A 17,774-nucleotide genomic window follows, 5' to 3' on the forward strand; every position below is an offset into this window, starting at 1 on the left:
CAGTTTTAACTACCCCTTTTGGAAAAGTGATAGATTTGTTTTGTGCGGATGATAACAAGTTTACCGAAGGAGTAGGACGGGGATTTAAAAAAGGGATGGAAGGTACTTGGAATTTCCTTACCTCTGATATGTGGAAGGCAGATACATGGAAAGGAATGGGAAAACTGGCAGTTATAGGAGCAGCTTATTCCAGTCCGGTGACAGGGATGTTGATGGGTGATACAACTTTACAATCTTTAGACAATGTTTTTGGTACAGACTTTAAACAAACCAAAGATGATTTGGTAGATGGAGTAAAGAAAACCGCAGGAAAGGCTTGGGAAGATGTAAAGAGGGGGAATATGGGTGAGGTTGGAGAAAGTTATGGACAACTTCAATATGCAGTAGTAGAAGCCTTAGCAGGAACCAAAGGAGCAGGATTAGTCCTTAAAGGAGCAACCACAGGGGCAAAAGCCTTAATCGGAGCTGAACGGTTGGCACAGTTAGCAGCAACTGCCTCTAACTGGATGAGTAAGCTCAAAGCAGGAGCTTTAGGATTGGTAAAGACGGGGAGACGAGATTGGATGGGTGGAAAAGGATTTATTAGTTGGGGTGATGATGTTCGTACTTTAAGAAATAAAGAAAGGTTGTTAAATCATCCTTCTCCTCATTACTATGATGTTTTGACACATGGTTATCCATATATGTTTGAACCAGTAAAAGGAGAATTGATTGATGCAACACAATTGTACACAAGGTTAATCAATAACGGATATAAACAAGGAACACCTATAAGATTAATATCTTGTAGTACGGGAAAAGAATTAGATGGTGCAGCACAGCAACTGGCAAATTTATCTAAATCTAAAGTAGTTGCTCCTACGGATTTAGTGGCTGTTGATGATGCAGGAGTAATAATTGTCAAAGGTAATGGACATTTTAGAATATTTTATCCTGAATAATAATTGATATATGAAAACAATAGGATTTTTAACGATACATGATGAATCTTATAAAGGTTCAAAAGATTTAAAAACTATGATAAGTACACCAAGAGCTTATTCTAATTTAGATAAAATAATACAATATTTAGAATCAGGTCATTATTTTGCCGATCCACTTGTATTCTTAGATGATGATGAAGGATTACCTCTGCCTGATATAGGTTACCAAACAGATGGAGAATGGATTTGGCCTAATTATTTCCCTTATTATTTAAAAAAATACCCTAATTATGAGATAGATAAAGAATTTATAGAATATTTAAATGAAAAATCTTTTCTTTATACAGAGCCTAATGAAAGTCAAAGAAGAAAGGCAAGTGATTATTTTTCTCGCAATATTTGGTAAGTTTAAATATAAATGAAAACAATAGGATTTTTAACATTACATGACCATTGTGAGGAAGCACAAGACTTAAATGATTTGATAAAAAGTACACGAGTATATACCTATTTAGACAAAATAATAGAGTATTTAAAATTAGGACATGACTTTGCTGATACTCAATTATTATTGGATGACGACGAAGGAAAACCAATGTTTGGTTTAGGCTATCAAACAGATGGAGAATGGATTTGGCCAAATTATTTTGCTTATTATCTTCAAAAATACCCTAATTATGAGATAGATAAAGGATTTTTAGATTATTTAAATAAAAAAGATTTTATCTATATAGAACCAGATGAGAATCAAATAAGAAAAGTGAGTGATTATTTCTTTAGTAATATTTGGTAAGTTTAAATATAAATGAAAACAGTAGGATTTTTAACATTATATGACAAAACTTATAAAGGTTCAGAAGATTTAAAAACTATGATAAGCGCACCAAGAGCTTATTCTAATTTAGATAAAATAATTAATTATTTGGAATCAGGTCATTATTTTGCCGATCCACTTGTATTCTTAGATGATGATGAAGGATTACCTCTGCCTGATATAGGTTACCAAACAGATGGAGAATGGATTTGGCCTAATTATTTCCCTTATTATTTAAAGAAATATCCTAATCTTGAAATAGACTCTGATTTTATTAAACATTTAAATGATGTCAATTTTATTTGTTCCTTTGAACCGGATGATGATGAGGAAGAAAAAATAGAAGATTTTTTTGATAAAAATATTTGGGGAAATATAATATAAAAATACAAATTGACTAACATATAAGTTATGAATTTAGATTAAAAAAAGCTTCAAATGAATTATTAAAACTTATGGCAAAAAAGAAAAGAAGAATAGAAATTGCAACAGAAGGTTCTGAAGCTAAAAGAATGCTTGATTATTTAGTTGCAGAAGATCTGATGAGTATTTTATTAGGAGAAAATCCGAGTAAAGCTGCTGAAGGTCATGTCAAAGATTTTATGATTAGACATCAAAGAATGCTTGGTTTATGTGATAAGGATGTTCAAATTTTAGAAAAACTTAAAGATATGGGATTAGATTATGAGAATTCTAAGAATATTTTATTTAGAAAATGGTTTAACTACTCTTGCAGTTAAAAGGAATGAATATAATAATAATTTATTAGCTAATAATAAATGGGAAATTTATCTTAATGGTCGAATTCATGAAAAATTAGAGAGCTTAAAAGAATTATCGTTATTAAGTTAATCAAAAAACTTAGACGAAATCCCATTGCAAACAACTACAAAATTAGAGAAACTTAAGAATATTGATTTAGAGTTAAATAAAGTTGAATTAAGAGCTATTTAATTGTTTTTTCATAAAAATTATGATATTAATAGAAGGACAAAAATTGTATTGTAGATTATGCAATAAAGAAGTGAATAAAGAGGATGCATTGTTTTTTTATGGAATAGAACCTAATGAGAATAAACCTCTAGCTATATTTAATGATGCTATAGTCCATAAAGAATGTTTTGAGGAGCATCCTCTAAAACAAAAAGTGTTAGATAGGATGAAAGAATTTGAAAAATATCAATCTCAAAATAATGTGGATTATATAACAGGAGAAGATTTGAGTTTAGAAAATATTGGGCATCCGGATAATCTAATTAATGTGTTTTATCTAACAGATGATAAAAATAATCCCTTATATAAATATAATGGTATTTCATTAAACAAAAGAAACTTAAGTAAATGGAAAGAATATGATAAATTTTTAAAACTATTAATAGAATTAAATGCGTCAGGAAAATGGGAAGGTAATGCCTTAAAATACTTAATAAGTCATTTGAGAAGTCCTATAAGAGCCCCTTTTACTAAAGAATTTTTGAATAAAATGAAAGAAAGATATCCAGATAAGTTTAAATAGAATCTATGAAAACTTTTAATGAATATTTCATCCAATAATAAAAGTTATTATGATATTCAGTATAGATAAATGGGAAAATAATATTAATAAAGGGGATGAAACTCTTGTAAAATCTGATGAAGATGTTTTTAATAATCTAAAATTATTAAATGGAAAAACTATTACTCAATTAGTTGCAAATGGTAAAGATAATGCCTTAATGATAGGTGGTGGAAATGATAAATTTGTAGTTACTTATATAGAAGGAGATAATGAAGATTTCTATAATCTAATTAATAAAGATTTTCCTAATAGCGAAGAAGAAATAGAAGTAGTAACAGGTGGTCAGGCAGGACTATTTCCAAAATCTATAGTTGTGGATTTTAATACAACTTATTTTAGTTTATTATATTTTTTTAATCATCAAAAACGTAATCCAAATATGGAATGGAAAAATGATTAATTATCTGGCAAGGCTATTTGGGAAAATTGAAATATAAATGAAAAAAATATGAAGTGATAAGGTAAATTTCATTGTATATTGGAAAAAAGAAGAAATGGAACAAGAAATTAAAATTATTTTACATGAACTTTATTTTGAAAAAACATTGTTCTATAGATTTACAAAGAACTACTGAATATATATTAGAAAAGTTGTGCCTAGGCAATAAGTACTATCGTTCTTAAATAAAAAAATTACCTAACTAAAATGAAAAAAGATAGATAAAGGGGTAGAATGTTATATTACAAAGTACTTATAAAATAGAAAAGGTATTATCACCAATTTTAGTAAGACAAATATTATTTTTAAAATTCACAAAAATAAGTCGCTTTTTAATAATATAAGATACTTAAGAAAATTTAAAACAGACTTTAGTTATGATTCATGCTTCGATATTCTAATGGTGATATCCCAACTTTTTGCTTAAAAAGGCGGCTGAAATGTTGAGGATACTTAAATCCAAGCCCATAAGCAATTTGACTTATTGATTTATCCATGTTAAATATTCGTTCCTTCGCTTCGTCTATCACTTTATTTTGGATAAATTCCTGAGCAGATATACCGGTTTCTTTTTTTATCAAATCTCCAAAATAGTTGGGAGATAGATTTAATATTTCGGCACAATATCCAACTGATGGTAATCCAATATTTTGCGGCTTTTCAGAAACAAAGTAGTCTTTTAATAATTTTTCAAACCTCTCCAAAATGCCTTTGTTCGAATTATCTCTTGTGATAAACTGACGATCATAAAAACGAGTACAATAGTTTAAAAATAATTCAATGTTAGATGCAATTAGTTTTCTACTATGTTTATCAATATCTCGTTCCATTTCGTATTGTATATTTGAAAAACAATCTAAAACAATCTTTCTCTCTCTTTCAGACAAATGTAAGGCCTCATTAACATTGTAAGAGAAGAAAGAGTAATCGTGAATGCATTTTCCTAAAGCTGTTCCTTTAATTAGATCCGGATGAAACAAAATAGCCCATCCCTTAGGCTCAAATGTCTTTACACTAGGTTGTACACTCATTACCTGACCGGGTGCGATAAAGACGAGGGTACCTTCTTCGAAGTCGTAATTACAACGTCCATACTTTAGCTCACCGCACTTCAATTCTTTTAAAAAAACGGCATATAAACCGAAATGAAAAGTTTGGGCGGGCATTGGTTGTGCCTGACTTAAATCAATGACAGTAATAAGTGGGTGAAAAGTTTCAACCCCACGCATTTTATTATAGTGGCTAACAGTATCTAGTTTAACAATCTTATCCATAATTCTATTGTCTTTATGGCATAAATTTATGTAATAAATAGCTATTAAAAAGTCTTACAATTCACAATCAGTATTAATGGTATAGAATGCAGTAATTGGTATAATAATATCTTTACTTATACTTCAGAAATTTACAATAGAAAATAAAACTATACAAAAAAATTCTAATTAATAAAATATAAAATGAAAAAGAGAAAATTAGGTGACCTTGAAGTATCGGCCTTAGGGATGGGGTGTATGAACCTAAGTTTTGGTACGGGAAAGCCTGTAGATAGTAATGAAGCTATAAGAATAATTCGTACAGCCTTTGAGGAGGGAATTACATTTTTTGATACAGCTGAAGCGTATGGTCCGTTTACGAATGAAGAATTAGTAGGAAAAGCTTTAAAACCAATCCGAAAAGAGGTTATTCTTGCTACCAAATTTGGTATGATATCAGAAACAGGAGTAAACAGTCAACCTAAACATATTCGAAAAGTAGTAAACGAATCGCTAAAAAGGTTACAAACCGATTATATTGATTTGTTATATCAGCACCGTGTAGATCCGAACGTACCTATTGAGGATGTTGCAGAAACTGTATCTGAACTGATAAAACAAGGAAAAGTAAAATATTTCGGTTTATCGGAAGCAAATGCTAAAACCATCAAAAGAGCACATAAGATTTATCCCGTAACAGCAGTTCAAAATCAATATTCTATTTGGACAAGAGAACCGGAATTGGAAGTTATTACCCTATGCGAAGAGTTAGGTATCGGATTTGTACCTTGGGGACCATTAGGTACAGGATTTCTTACAGGTAAGATCACAGCTGATGTCACATTTGATGCAGAAACGGACTTGCGTGCAACTTTTCCGCGGTTTACACCCAAAGCTATAAGAGCTAACATGCCTTTAGTTGATCTGTTAAATAATATTGCGAACAAAAAAGGAGTTACTACAGTTCAAATTGCGCTAGCTTGGTTGTTAAAACAAAAACCGTTTATTGTTCCCATTCCGGGAATGGATAAAATAGAATATATCAACGATAATATACAATCTGTAAATGTTGATCTTACAAAAGAAGATTTGGGAGAAATAGAAAATGGTCTTTCAAAAATAGAAATTCAAGGAGCAAGATTATCTGATGATCTGCTTTCACTTTCCGAATAAATAAACATATATGAAAAAAGTAATTATTATTGGAGCAACAGGAAGCCTTGCAAAATTTGTTATTAATGCAATATCTTCAATAGATGGAATCTCCCTTACTCTGTTTATGAGAAACAGACAAAAGTTGCACAATTCAGAAAACGTCATTGTGATTGAAGGAGACGCTATGAACTATGAAGATGTAAGAAAAGCAATATCCGGACAGGATATTGTATATCTCAATCTTGCGGGCGATTTGGAGCCAATGACTAAAAATATTGTAAGAGCCATGCAAGAAAATAATGTAAATAGGATTATAGCCATTAGTTCTATCGGTATTTACGATTCACCATTGAAATCTGTGCTAAAACCATACAGGAAACTTGCGGATATAATTGAAAAGTCAGGATTGATATATACCATTTTACGTCCTGATTGGTTTACCAATGTAGATGAAGTGGATTATACCATTACTTATAAAGGTGAACCTGAAACAGGAACATCTATTTCTAGAAGAAGCATTGCGGCATTTATCGCAAAAATTATAGAAAATACTGAATTATATAAAAATGAAAATCTAGGAATTAGCAAACCAACTGTTAAAAAATAAAATCTAAACTTAAAAACATAAAAAAATGAAAAAGCGAATATTAGGGAAAAGTGGGCTTGAGGTTTCAGCAATCGGATTCGGTTGTATGGGACTAAATTATGCATATGCAAACACATTGAATAAACAAGAAGGTATTTCACTCTTAAAAGCCACCTACGATAATGGTGTTACTTTCTTTGATACAGCAGAAATATATGGCCCATATACAAATGAAGAACTAGTAGGAGAAGCTTTATCTCCAATACGTGATAAAGTAGTGATAGCAACTAAGTTCGGTATTAAATTAGAAGATGGAAAACAAATTCAGGATAGTAACCCTGCACATATACGTAAATCTGTAGAAGGGTCGTTGAAGAGATTAAAAACTGATTATATAGACTTATATTACCAACACCGTGTAGATGTAAATACACCAATAGAAGAAGTTGCCGAAACAATAAAATTACTCATAAAAGAAGGTAAAATAAAACATTGGGGATTATCAGAAGCAGGAGTAGAAACCATTAGAAAAGCACATGCCGTACAACCGGTAACAGCAGTAGAAAGTGAATATTCTTTATGGTGGAGGAAACCCGAAGAACAACTAATTCCAACACTTGAAGAATTAGGTATTGGACTTGTACCATTCAGCCCGTTATGAAAAGGTTTCCTTACTGGTAAAATTAAAAAAAATGCAACTTTTGAAAAGGGAGATTTTCGTAACATCGTTCCTCGCTTCACCACAAAAAACCTTGAAGCTAATCAGAAACTTATAGATTTACTAGAGCAAGTTGCGCAAGAAAAAAATGCAACTCCTGCACAAATTTCATTAGCATGGTTATTAGCTCAGAAACCATGGATTGTACCCATACCTGGTACAACCAAAGAAGATCGCATGAAGGAAAATAACAATGCAGCTGAAATTCAACTAAGTGCCGATAACTTGCATAATATAAATGCTGCACTATCAAAAATTAAAATAGAAGGAGAACGTTATCCTAAAGAACTTGAAAAAAGAACAGGTTTATAATAAAATAAGATTCGGAGTAATTTTTTGTATCAAATTTTATAATTATAAAATGAAATTATTCGAGCAGAAGCAGTTGATACTATGTATAAAAAATTTCTAAAAGATTTATTACATATACAGAGATACCTTTCTGCTAATTGCTTTGGCTATTACATATCAACAAACAGATTAGATATGAAAATACGAGAGATGGCAATTATTTCTTTCATTATGCTTTAGGAGGAATAGAATCTCAAATAAAGAAAGGACATATTAAGGCCAATAATAATGTGGAAAATATAGGCAAACGCTTGTTTATCTTATGAATCAATTAATACCGTATGTAGATTATCCAAGAATACTGAATGCTATAAACTGTTTTAATGAAATATTACTTAAAATAATAAAAACAATGAAAAAAAATATAATATTTGCTATAATCGGATTACTTGTAATATTAACTTCTGTTAATGCTCAAAATACAAAACATATATCAACCAAAGGTCTTGCCGTATTTGAAAAAAACGGAGTTTTTAAACCATACAAATTTTCACGTCATGCTATTGGAGATAATGATATACATATAAAAATATTATATGCAGGTATTTGTCATAGCGATTTGCACCATGTACATTCTGATTGGGGAAAGGAAGAGTTTCCAATGGTTCCCGGACATGAAATTTTAGGAAGAGTAGTAAAAGTTGGGAAGAATGTAACAAAATTTAAAATAGGAGATTATGCAGGTATAGGCTGTATGATAGGATCTTGCCGAATTTGTGAAGCCTGCAAACATGATCACGAACAATATTGCGAACAAGGACCAATAATGACATATCATGGTATTGACAGATATAATAACAATGAACATACGCAAGGAGGGTATTCGAAAGATTATGTAGTAGCTGAAGATTTTGCTATTAAAATACCAGCAAATGCACAAATGGAAAAGGTTGCTCCTTTGCTTTGTGCAGGAATTACAACCTATTCACCCATTAAGTATGCAGAAGTTAAAAATGGAGATAAAGTAGGCATTGCAGGATTTGGTGGACTCGGACATATGGCAGTACAATATGCTGTTGCACTTGGTGCGGATGTTACAGTTTTTGATATAACAGAAGACAAACGTCAAGATGCCATTCGTATGGGCGCTAAACGTTATGTGAATGTAAACAATACAGAAGATATGAAAAATTTAAACAACTCATTTGATTTTATCCTTAGTACCATTCCTACTCAATATGATATGAATATGTATTTAAAAATGTTGAAATATGACGGACAGATGGGAATAGTAGGATTACCAGCTTTTGCTAATATGCCAACAATCAGTCTTGACAAATTTATTTGGCAAGGTAATCGTAAAATATTTGGATCACAAATTGGAGGAATCAAAGAGACGCAAGAAATGGTCGATTATTCAATAAGAAATAATATTTATCCCCAAGTACAAATAATTAAAGCTGAAGGAAAACTCGTAAATGAAGCCTATAAAAATGTTCTTGATGGTAAAGTTAAGTTCCGATATGTAATTGATATGAGTACATTAAAATAAATTTGAATATTAAATTTTTTATCAAATTATATATGAAAACGAATAATTCTAAAGCATTTGGAGCAGAATCAGCACAAGTAATCGCAATTACCTGTTGATTTTATTTCCCTTCTTGTGAGAATATATTCATCTGAATTAACAAAACAGATAAAATAATCGCGAACTATTTATGTATACATACATTTTGTACCATGCAAAGTATAAGTTACTCTTTATATAGTGACAAAACAGATTTCTAAATAGTTATATTTCGGCTTAAATAATTTTTCAAATCGATTATTTACAGATAAAAACAAATTTAATTATGCCATACCATATAATAGCTGAGATTATCTTTTATGCCTGCAAGAAAGCCGATTTCATTAATACTATTGTATAGCGTGTCAGGATTGGTTAATGGGAAAGTAGGCTAGGTACCATTTGCCGTGTTATATAGTGAAAAAATCTGTTAGATTATCAGATGTTAAGGTAATGCTTTAAAAAGTTTTATTATTCAATTAACAGCCCTCTCTTTCTCTTGATTAAACTCAGGAAAAAATAAAAATGTTAAGAGAAAGATACCCTTTAAAGTTTGCTCAATAAGAAGATTATTTTGAGAAAAAAGAATTAGAAGAATCTATAGATTCTAAAGCCCAGATTGATACAAACCAACCCTATAAAATCTACAAAGGAAAAACTTTACAGAAGAATAATGGAAGAAGTTTGAAGAGGAATAATATTAGGATATTTGAGAAGAAAAGGAGATTAAAATAACACTAAATATAGATGAAATATCTAGTATGTCACCTGGGGCTACATAATAAAAAGACTGTATGTGTTGCTTCTCAATATATTAAAATCTTTTTTATTTTTCTTGTCAAATAAAAATTATGAACTTTTAGGATCAATTATTACATACAATAAAGATATGTTCGATTCTAATCCTTATTATTTACATATTTATAAATTTTTATACATTTAACTATTGAAATTATGTTTTTACGCATAACCATAATAATTTGAATAAAGAACAATTAACATATTTTATAAAAGAGAAAGCGAAAGAATTTTCATTTTTAAGCTGTGGAATATCTCGTTCAAGATATTTGGAAGAAGAAGCCCCTAAATTAGAAAAATGGCTCAAAGAAGGATATCATGGGAATATGAAATATTTGGAAAATAATTTCGATAAAAGACTTAATCCCGGATTGCTTGTAGACGGAGCAAAATCTGTGATTTCTTTCTTATATAATTACTACCCTCAAAAATTACAGAATACAGAATCTTACCATATCGCTAAATATGCTTATGGAGAAGATTATCATTTTGTAATACGTGAGAAATTACAAGAACTTGTACAAGAGATACAAAGTAAAGTCGGACAATTTTCATATCGAGTTTTTACAGATTCTGCACCTGTAATGGAAAGAACCTGGGCTCAAAAGTCTGGATTGGGATGGATAGGAAAGAATTCTCTTTTATTATCTAAACAAAAAGGATCTTTTTTTTTTCTTGGAGAGATCATATGTGATCTTGATTTAGTATATGATGAAGCTTTTCCAACAAATCATTGTGGAAGCTGTACCCGTTGTATAGATGCGTGTCCAACTCAAGCTATAATTTCCGATAAGGTAATTGATTCTACAAAATGTATATCGTATCTAACGATAGAATTAAAAGATCAAATTGGAGAGGAATTTAACGGGAAATTAAAGAATTGGATTTTCGGCTGTGATATTTGTCAGGATGTATGTCCATGGAATAGGTTCTCAAAGCCACATAAGGAAGCAAGATTTGACCCACATCCAGAATTATTGACCTATACTAAAAGTGACTGGGAAGATATAAGCGAAGAAACATTTAAAATTTTATTTAAAAATTCAGCAATAAAAAGAACTAAATTTTCCGGATTTAATCGAAATATTTTGATCAATAAGAATTTATAAACCTCATTTTAAATATTGATCTTTATTCAGCTACTATTCTAAAAAGAAAAATTTGGATAAACTTAAAATCTGTATCTTTGTTATTTAAATTACTAAAAATTGGAGTTTGCAAATGTAATCATTCCTCTTTCATTAGATGGTGTTTTTACTTATCACATACCTAAAGAGTTACAAAATCATATTCAAATAGGACAGCGAGTTGTAGTGCCTTTTGGTGATAAAAAATTATATACGGGTATAGTAGAAAATATTCACAATAAAAAACCCGAACTATATAAAACCAAAGAAATTTATTCACTACTTGAAGATTATCCCTTAGTAACCCCGAAATTAATTGAATTTTGGAAATGGATTGCAGATTATTATATATGTGCTTTAGGAGATGTTTATAGAAATGCTTTTCCAACTGCTTTAAAGTTGGAAAGCGAAACATTTATTAGAAAAACCACTCAAAATATACCTTGGGAAGAATTAGATGAAAAGGAAACTTTCATTATGCAGAGCTTGGAAATAAAAACTTCAATCAATTTAAAAGAAATTGAAGCTTTTCTTGCTAAAAAATATATTATTCCCTCAATAAAAGTTTTATACGACAAACGTTTAATAGAAATAGATGAATTAATTATTGAAAAATATAAACCTAAGAAAGTAACCTATCTTAGATTAAATCCACAGTTTGAAGATTCTGAAAAATTTAAAAATGCATTAGTAAATATAAATAGAGCAGAAAAACAAAGGGAAGCTTTATTATTATTTATAAAAATGCAACAGCAGAGAGCTACTTTTATTCAAAAAAAAGAGTTGATAGATGAATCCTCTCCTTCTGTGGTAAAATCACTTATTGAAAAAAATTATTTACAAGAATTTCAACTGCAAAAGGATCGTCTAGATGAATATGACGATCATATTGAAGATTCTTATGTACTTTCGCTCGCTCAACAGCAAGCATTAAAAGAAATAGAAAATCAATTTAATACGTATTCGACTGTATTGTTATACGGAGTTACTTCATCTGGGAAGACTGAATTATATTTTCAACTCATTGAAAAACAAATTAAAAATTCTCGTAATTCACTTTTATTATTACCCGAAATATCAATTACCACACAATTAGTTAGTAAGATACAGAAACGATTTGGAGATGATGTAGGAATATATCATTCAAAACTTAGCCAGAATGAACGTGTTGAAGTTTGGAAAAATACATTGAACAATAAATATAGGATTCTTATTGGAGCAAGATCATCAATATTTTTACCTATATCAAATTTAGGATTAATTATAGTTGATGAAGAGCATGACAATTCTTATAAACAAACTGACGTAAAACCCTATTATCAAGCAAGAGATTGCGTACAAATACTTGCACGTTCAAACGAAGCTAAAGTTTTATTAGGATCAGCAACTCCTTCGATGGAAAGTTTTTATAATCATGAACAGGGAAAATTCGGATTAGTTGAATTAAAAGAAAGATTTGGTAAAATAAAATTTCCCGATATAGAAATAGAATCATTACGTAAGCCTACGATCTCACCTAACATTTCGTATAAATTACAAGAAGAAATAAATATTTGCTTACAGAATAATAAACAAGTTATTCTTTTTCATAATCGACGTGGCTTTTCACCCATTTTAGAATGCAATAATTGTGGGCATTCACCCAGTTGTCCGAACTGCGATGTTTCTCTTACTTATCACAAAGTAAGTTCAACTTTGAGATGCCATTATTGCGGATATACCATTGCATTTCCTAATTCATGTCCAACTTGTCATTCTCATGCGTTGGAAACTAAAGGTATCGGTACACAACAAATTGAAGAAGAAATCAAACATCTATTTCCGGATGCTACTATAGCCCGTATGGATGTTGATACAATGAAGCGTAAACACGCCTATGAAATATTATTTGAAAAAATGACACTTAAAGAAATTGATATACTCATCGGAACGCAAATGGTAACAAAAGGACTTGATTTTGATGAAGTGCAATTAGTAGGTATCATACGAGCCGATTCACTTTTAAATATACCCAATTTTAGAGCAGAGGAAAAAGCATTGCAATTATTAACTCAGGTAAGTGGGAGAGCGGGGAGAAGAGAAGAAGGTAAAGTAATAATCCAAACTTTTGACCCTGAAAATCCTTTTTATTTTTTTGTAAGAGAAAATAATTACAATTTAGCGAGAGAAGGTATTTTAAGAGAACGAAAAGATTATTTATATCCACCTTATTTCAGGCTAGTTGAATTAACTTTTAAACATAAAAATAATAATAAAGTCAAAAAAGCTGCCATAATGGTTGGAGATTATTTAAAAAATTACGTTCAAGAACCTATGATTTTAGGACCTGAAGAAGGATTAATTCCTAGAATTAATAATCAATACATTTATAAAATTCTTTTAAAATATCCGTCCATAAAATCAACTAAAAACAGTAAAAAGTATATTAGAGAAGCGGTTAATAAGCTGATGAGCGTATCATCTTTCCGTACAGTAAAAATTGATATAGATGTTGATCCTCATTAATTAATAAATGAAATATTTTTATAGTTAAGATTTTGGAAACACAGTGTTATGTGAATTGAATAAATTATTAATAGATATTATTACCCTGTTTAGGTTTAAGGAGCATATCTTTGAATAATCCAATCAAAATCTTGTAATATATATACTATTCTATCATGTAAGCGGTTAGGTCTCCCTTGCCAAAATTCAATTTGATAAGGTTTAACAATATAACCTCCCCAATGATCCGGTCTTTTTATTTCATCTAAATCCTTTGTAGATTCTTCTAATTTATATAATTGATTTTCCAAAAATTCTCTGTTAGGTATAATTTCACTTTGAGGAGATACAATGGCTCCAAGTTGACTTCCTAGAGGTCTTGAATGAAAATATCCATCTGATAAATTAGCAGGCAGTTTTTCTGCTTTTCCATTCGCAATAATTTGCTTTTCAAGATCTTCCCAATAAAAATTAAGACATACATTTGGATTAGTTTCAATAGCTTTTCCTTTCCTACTGTGATAGTTAGTATAAAATATAAATCCTTCCCAACTAAATTGCTTTAATAATACTCTTCGAGTTCTTGGAATCATATTATCTTCTACAGTTGAAAGAGCCATTGCGTTGACCTCAGATATTTTATCACTTTGCTCAGCCAGTAAATACCAATCTCTAAATAATTCCATAGGATTATCTTTTAAATCTGACTCCGATAGATATCTTTGGTTGTAAATTTTTCTTTTATTAGAGAGGTCTTTCATTTTTAAAAAAATATGTAATTTTATTTTTAAAGAAATTATAAAAGGATAAAAATGGATTACAAAGGTAAATTATTAATTTCAAAACCAATTAGTGAGGATTATTTTTTTTCGAAAAGTGTTGTTTATATTACGGATTATGAATTAGATAAAGGTGCAATAGGATTTATACTTAATAAAGCTTATACAAAAAAACTATCTGAGATAATACCAGATATTGACTTTGAAATAGATGTTTATATTGGAGGTCCTGTAAGTCAAGATCATCTTTTTGTTCTTCATTCTCGTCCTGATATAATAGATGGAGGTATACCTATAAATGAAAAGTATTATTGGTCTGGTGATTTTGAAGATATGAAAGTTGCTTTAAGAGAAAATTTAATTAATCATGAAGAGATACGATTTTTTATTGGATATTCCGGATGGAAGGCCCAGCAGTTGGAAAGAGAAATTGCAAATGATGATTGGCTTATCAATGAAAATAAAGAATTAAATATTCTAAAATGGGATAACAATTTATGGAAAAATCAATTGATTAAGATAGATAAAAATAATATTATTTGGGTTAATTCTCCTAAAAATCCTAAATTAAATTAATATAGATTAACATAAATATTTTTTTAATAAATATATATATAGTATAAAATAATTTAATTTTTTAAATAATATATATTGTTTTTGTATTTGTATTTATTAAATTATAAATATTAAAAAAAATATTAATTTTAACAAATTTTTATGTAATTTTGCGCATAAGTTAAAAATATCTTATTGAGCTAACGAAAATTATCATGAAAATTCATCATTATTTATTGATTTTATTATTGATAATTTATGTCTATATTATTAATATAAATTTTTTCAGTTTTATTGTCATTGGAAATAATAAAGATGTTCATACAATATTATTTACAATCAGTAATTATTTATTAATAGAATTTGAAAAAATATATTGTAAATATTATCTTATTTATAATAGAATTCTCCTAAAAAAAATCAATGTAATTCCTTACATAAATTTAACAGTTAAGAAAATACCGGTAAATACATCTAATGAAGGGTGCTTTTTTAGTGATGAATTTAAAGTTAAGAATTATTTTTATATAGCAGATAAAATATTAAAAACATTATCTAATTATAGAATGACTTTCTTAAAACCTATAATAATAGATACTTCATTAACTCACAATTTTAAAATAAATAATCAAAATCCATTTACTTTATGTAACTAACTATATTATATATATTAAATGTCTCTTAATTAAATAAAGAGATAAATTTGTTTTTTATAAATTACCTATCGTATAATTATATTGTCGATAAAAGTTTTTTTAAATAACAAAGAATATTAAAGGAGCTAATATTTTAGCTCCTTCTTTGTAATTATAAATATTTAAAATTTTGATTAATTTTTATACTTTTCAAAGAATGATACATCATAAGTATTGTATTTTCAACATCCTTTTTATGAACCATCTCCACAGTAGTATGCATATACCTTAGAGGAAGAGAAATTAATGCAGATGGAATCCCTCCATTTGAATATGCAAAAGCATCGGTATCCGTACCGGTTACTCTGCTGGAAGCATGTCTTTGAAAAGGGATATTATTTTTTTCGGCACTTTCAATAATGAGTTCTCTTAAATTATTTTGTACAGCAGGTGCATAAGAAATAACCGGTCCATTACCACATTTTATTTCTCCATGTTTCATTTTATTAATCATAGGAGTGGTAGTATCGTGTGTAACATCTGTTACAATAGCTACATTGGGTTTTATAGTTTGAGTTATCATTTCTGCTCCACGCAATCCAACTTCTTCTTGTACTGCATTGGTTATATACAAACCAAAATCAAGTTTATCGTTATTTTCTTTGATAAGTTTTGCAACCTGAGCAATCATAAATCCTCCAACTCTATTATCTAAGGCCCTTCCAACGAAATAATTGGAATTTAAAATAAAAAATTCATCAGGATAGGTGATTATACATCCTACATGAATTCCTAATTCTTCAACTTCCTTTTTAGAAGTAGCACCGCAATCTACCCATAAAGTCTCAACCTTAGGAGGTTCTTCATTACCTGTATAATTTCTTGTATGAATAGCCGGCCAACCAAAAACTCCATCTAAAATTCCTTTCTTTGTATGAATATGAACTTTTTTTGAGGGAGCAATCATATGATCAGAACCGCCATTTCGAATTACATATAGTAAACCATCCTCAGTAATATAATTTACAAACCAAGATATTTCATCGGCATGAGCTTCAATAACCACCTTATATTTTGCCTCCGGATTTATTATTCCGTAAGCTGTTCCGTAATTATCTGTTCGAATTTCATCAACAAATGGTGATACATAATCCATCCATAGTTTTTGTCCTTTACTTTCAGCGCCTGTAGGTGAAGGAGTGTTTATATATCTTTCTAAAAAATTTAAAGATTTCTCATCTAAAATTGTTTTAATCATACTAACTTGGTTTTTTACAAATGTACTAATTTTAGGAATAATTTTTGACGAGATAAAATTTATGAGCCATAGAATTTTCACTATTTTATTTATTATAATTTTTAATACAGTTCAGTCTCAAAAAAGAGACTCATTAACTACGACCAATAATGCTATAAAAACAGAATTTCAGTTTTATACTGATTCTATCATGCTTCATGAAGCTTCTGAATATAAAATAACTGAAGATAGTATTTCAGTTATTTTAAATCCTATATACGTTCAAGGTATGCCAAAGTTCAATAATACATTGGACAAAGACCAATATAGTTGGCTTAAAAAAAAAGTTTTCAGAGTATACCCTTATTTTATTATAGCATTGAAACAATATAATAACATATCTGATACCTTGAATATGATTTCAAATAAATCAGCTTATAAAAAATATAGTAGGAAAAGACAAAAACAACTTTCAGAAGAGTTTGAGGGAAAACTCAAATCATTAACAAAAGCCGAGGGGAAGATTTTTTCAAAATTAATGTACCGTTCAACGGGCAAAACTGTTTATGAAATTATAAAAGAATTGCGAAATGGCTGGTCTGCATTTTGGTGGAATGCAAAAGCAGTTGCATTCGATATAGACTTAAAGGAGCCTTTTGATCCTTACCACATACGAGATGATGCTTTTGTGGAAGCAATTCTTTTAAGGGCTTTTCAATCGGGTGAATTAACTCCTACAGAAGAATTAGAGTAATTAAAAATTATTACAATTTAATCACCTTATAATTTAAATTTTATTTATATAAAGATTTTGTAATGGTAGCAAGTTAATGTATTTTTGAAAGGTTGTAT

The 17,774-nt window shown here is 29.3% G+C and carries 18 protein-coding genes and 1 pseudogene; 16 read left to right on the forward strand and 3 right to left on the reverse strand.

What is annotated here, in order from left to right; genetic code table 11:
- The 7 genes from Q0T35_RS06040 to Q0T35_RS06070 form a co-directional block, all read left to right on the forward strand.
- On the forward strand, positions 1–941 hold a 941-nt coding region (locus Q0T35_RS06040; protein WP_295841340.1), incomplete at its 5' end, for a hypothetical protein.
- Positions 942–951: 10 nt separating this feature from the next.
- Positions 952–1,329 carry a hypothetical protein gene (locus tag Q0T35_RS06045; RefSeq protein ID WP_295841341.1) on the forward strand — a complete coding sequence of 126 codons (378 nt, stop codon included), beginning with the start codon at positions 952–954 and terminating at the stop codon, positions 1,327–1,329.
- A gap of 12 nt (positions 1,330–1,341) precedes the next feature.
- On the forward strand, positions 1,342–1,716 hold the full coding sequence (locus Q0T35_RS06050; RefSeq protein ID WP_295841342.1) for a hypothetical protein: 375 nt from the start codon (positions 1,342–1,344) through the stop codon (positions 1,714–1,716).
- 12 nt (positions 1,717–1,728) lie between these two features.
- Complete coding sequence (locus Q0T35_RS06055) at positions 1,729–2,121, forward strand: hypothetical protein (protein ID WP_295841343.1); 393 nt, start codon at positions 1,729–1,731, stop codon at positions 2,119–2,121.
- 71 nt (positions 2,122–2,192) lie between these two features.
- A complete protein-coding gene (locus tag Q0T35_RS06060) occupies positions 2,193–2,477 on the forward strand; it encodes a hypothetical protein (RefSeq protein ID WP_295841344.1) in 285 nt (94 codons plus the stop codon).
- 233 nt (positions 2,478–2,710) lie between these two features.
- Positions 2,711–3,253: a hypothetical protein gene (locus tag Q0T35_RS06065; protein ID WP_295811850.1), complete on the forward strand. Its 543-nt coding sequence runs from the start codon at positions 2,711–2,713 to the stop codon at positions 3,251–3,253.
- A gap of 49 nt (positions 3,254–3,302) precedes the next feature.
- Positions 3,303–3,695 (forward strand): Imm1 family immunity protein, encoded by a 393-nt coding sequence (locus tag Q0T35_RS06070; RefSeq protein ID WP_295811847.1) that lies wholly within the window; start codon positions 3,303–3,305, stop codon positions 3,693–3,695.
- 410 nt (positions 3,696–4,105) lie between these two features.
- Here the strand turns inward: Q0T35_RS06070 and Q0T35_RS06075 are convergent, their stop codons facing one another.
- Complete coding sequence (locus tag Q0T35_RS06075; protein WP_295841346.1) at positions 4,106–5,008, reverse strand: helix-turn-helix domain-containing protein; 903 nt, start codon at positions 5,006–5,008, stop codon at positions 4,106–4,108.
- Between the two features lie 183 nt (positions 5,009–5,191).
- On the opposite strand from Q0T35_RS06075, the gene Q0T35_RS06080 reads away from it, so the two are divergent.
- From Q0T35_RS06080 to priA, 7 genes and pseudogenes are all read left to right on the forward strand, one after another.
- Entirely contained in the window at positions 5,192–6,160 is a 969-nt protein-coding gene (locus tag Q0T35_RS06080; RefSeq protein WP_295841348.1) for an aldo/keto reductase, read from the forward strand.
- 10 nt (positions 6,161–6,170) lie between these two features.
- The gene (locus Q0T35_RS06085) at positions 6,171–6,749 is read left to right on the forward strand and encodes an NAD(P)H-binding protein (protein WP_295841349.1); all 579 of its coding nucleotides are present in this window, start codon (positions 6,171–6,173) and stop codon (positions 6,747–6,749) included.
- A gap of 25 nt (positions 6,750–6,774) precedes the next feature.
- Positions 6,775–7,758, forward strand: a pseudogene (locus Q0T35_RS06090) (aldo/keto reductase).
- Positions 7,759–7,895: 137 nt separating this feature from the next.
- Positions 7,896–8,063, forward strand: coding sequence for a hypothetical protein (locus tag Q0T35_RS06095; protein ID WP_295841351.1), 168 nt, complete (start codon positions 7,896–7,898; stop codon positions 8,061–8,063).
- An 86-nt stretch (positions 8,064–8,149) separates the two neighbouring features.
- On the forward strand, positions 8,150–9,289 hold the full coding sequence (locus tag Q0T35_RS06100; protein WP_295841353.1) for an NAD(P)-dependent alcohol dehydrogenase: 1,140 nt from the start codon (positions 8,150–8,152) through the stop codon (positions 9,287–9,289).
- A 998-nt stretch (positions 9,290–10,287) separates the two neighbouring features.
- Positions 10,288–11,214, forward strand: a complete 927-nt coding sequence (gene queG, locus Q0T35_RS06105) for a tRNA epoxyqueuosine(34) reductase QueG (RefSeq protein WP_293918995.1) — start codon at positions 10,288–10,290, stop codon at positions 11,212–11,214.
- Positions 11,215–11,313: 99 nt separating this feature from the next.
- A complete protein-coding gene (gene priA, locus Q0T35_RS06110) occupies positions 11,314–13,737 on the forward strand; it encodes a primosomal protein N' (protein ID WP_295841355.1) in 2,424 nt (807 codons plus the stop codon).
- 95 nt (positions 13,738–13,832) lie between these two features.
- On the opposite strand, the gene pdxH is transcribed toward priA, so the two are convergent.
- Complete coding sequence (gene pdxH / locus Q0T35_RS06115; RefSeq protein WP_295841356.1) at positions 13,833–14,477, reverse strand: pyridoxamine 5'-phosphate oxidase; 645 nt, start codon at positions 14,475–14,477, stop codon at positions 13,833–13,835.
- 51 nt (positions 14,478–14,528) lie between these two features.
- On the opposite strand from pdxH, the gene Q0T35_RS06120 reads away from it, so the two are divergent.
- A complete protein-coding gene (locus tag Q0T35_RS06120) occupies positions 14,529–15,071 on the forward strand; it encodes a YqgE/AlgH family protein (RefSeq protein ID WP_295811819.1) in 543 nt (180 codons plus the stop codon).
- A 786-nt stretch (positions 15,072–15,857) separates the two neighbouring features.
- On the opposite strand, the gene Q0T35_RS06125 is transcribed toward Q0T35_RS06120, so the two are convergent.
- On the reverse strand, positions 15,858–16,943 hold the full coding sequence (locus tag Q0T35_RS06125; RefSeq protein ID WP_293919366.1) for a M42 family metallopeptidase: 1,086 nt from the start codon (positions 16,941–16,943) through the stop codon (positions 15,858–15,860).
- Between the two features lie 61 nt (positions 16,944–17,004).
- Here Q0T35_RS06125 and Q0T35_RS06130 point away from each other — a divergent pair, with 61 nt between their 5' ends.
- Positions 17,005–17,676, forward strand: a complete 672-nt coding sequence (locus Q0T35_RS06130; protein WP_295841358.1) for a DUF4294 domain-containing protein — start codon at positions 17,005–17,007, stop codon at positions 17,674–17,676.
- The last annotated feature ends 98 nt before the right edge of the window (positions 17,677–17,774 follow it).

It is taken from the genome of uncultured Apibacter sp., assembly GCF_946479295.1.
Taxonomy (GTDB): Bacteria; Bacteroidota; Bacteroidia; order Flavobacteriales; family Weeksellaceae; genus Apibacter.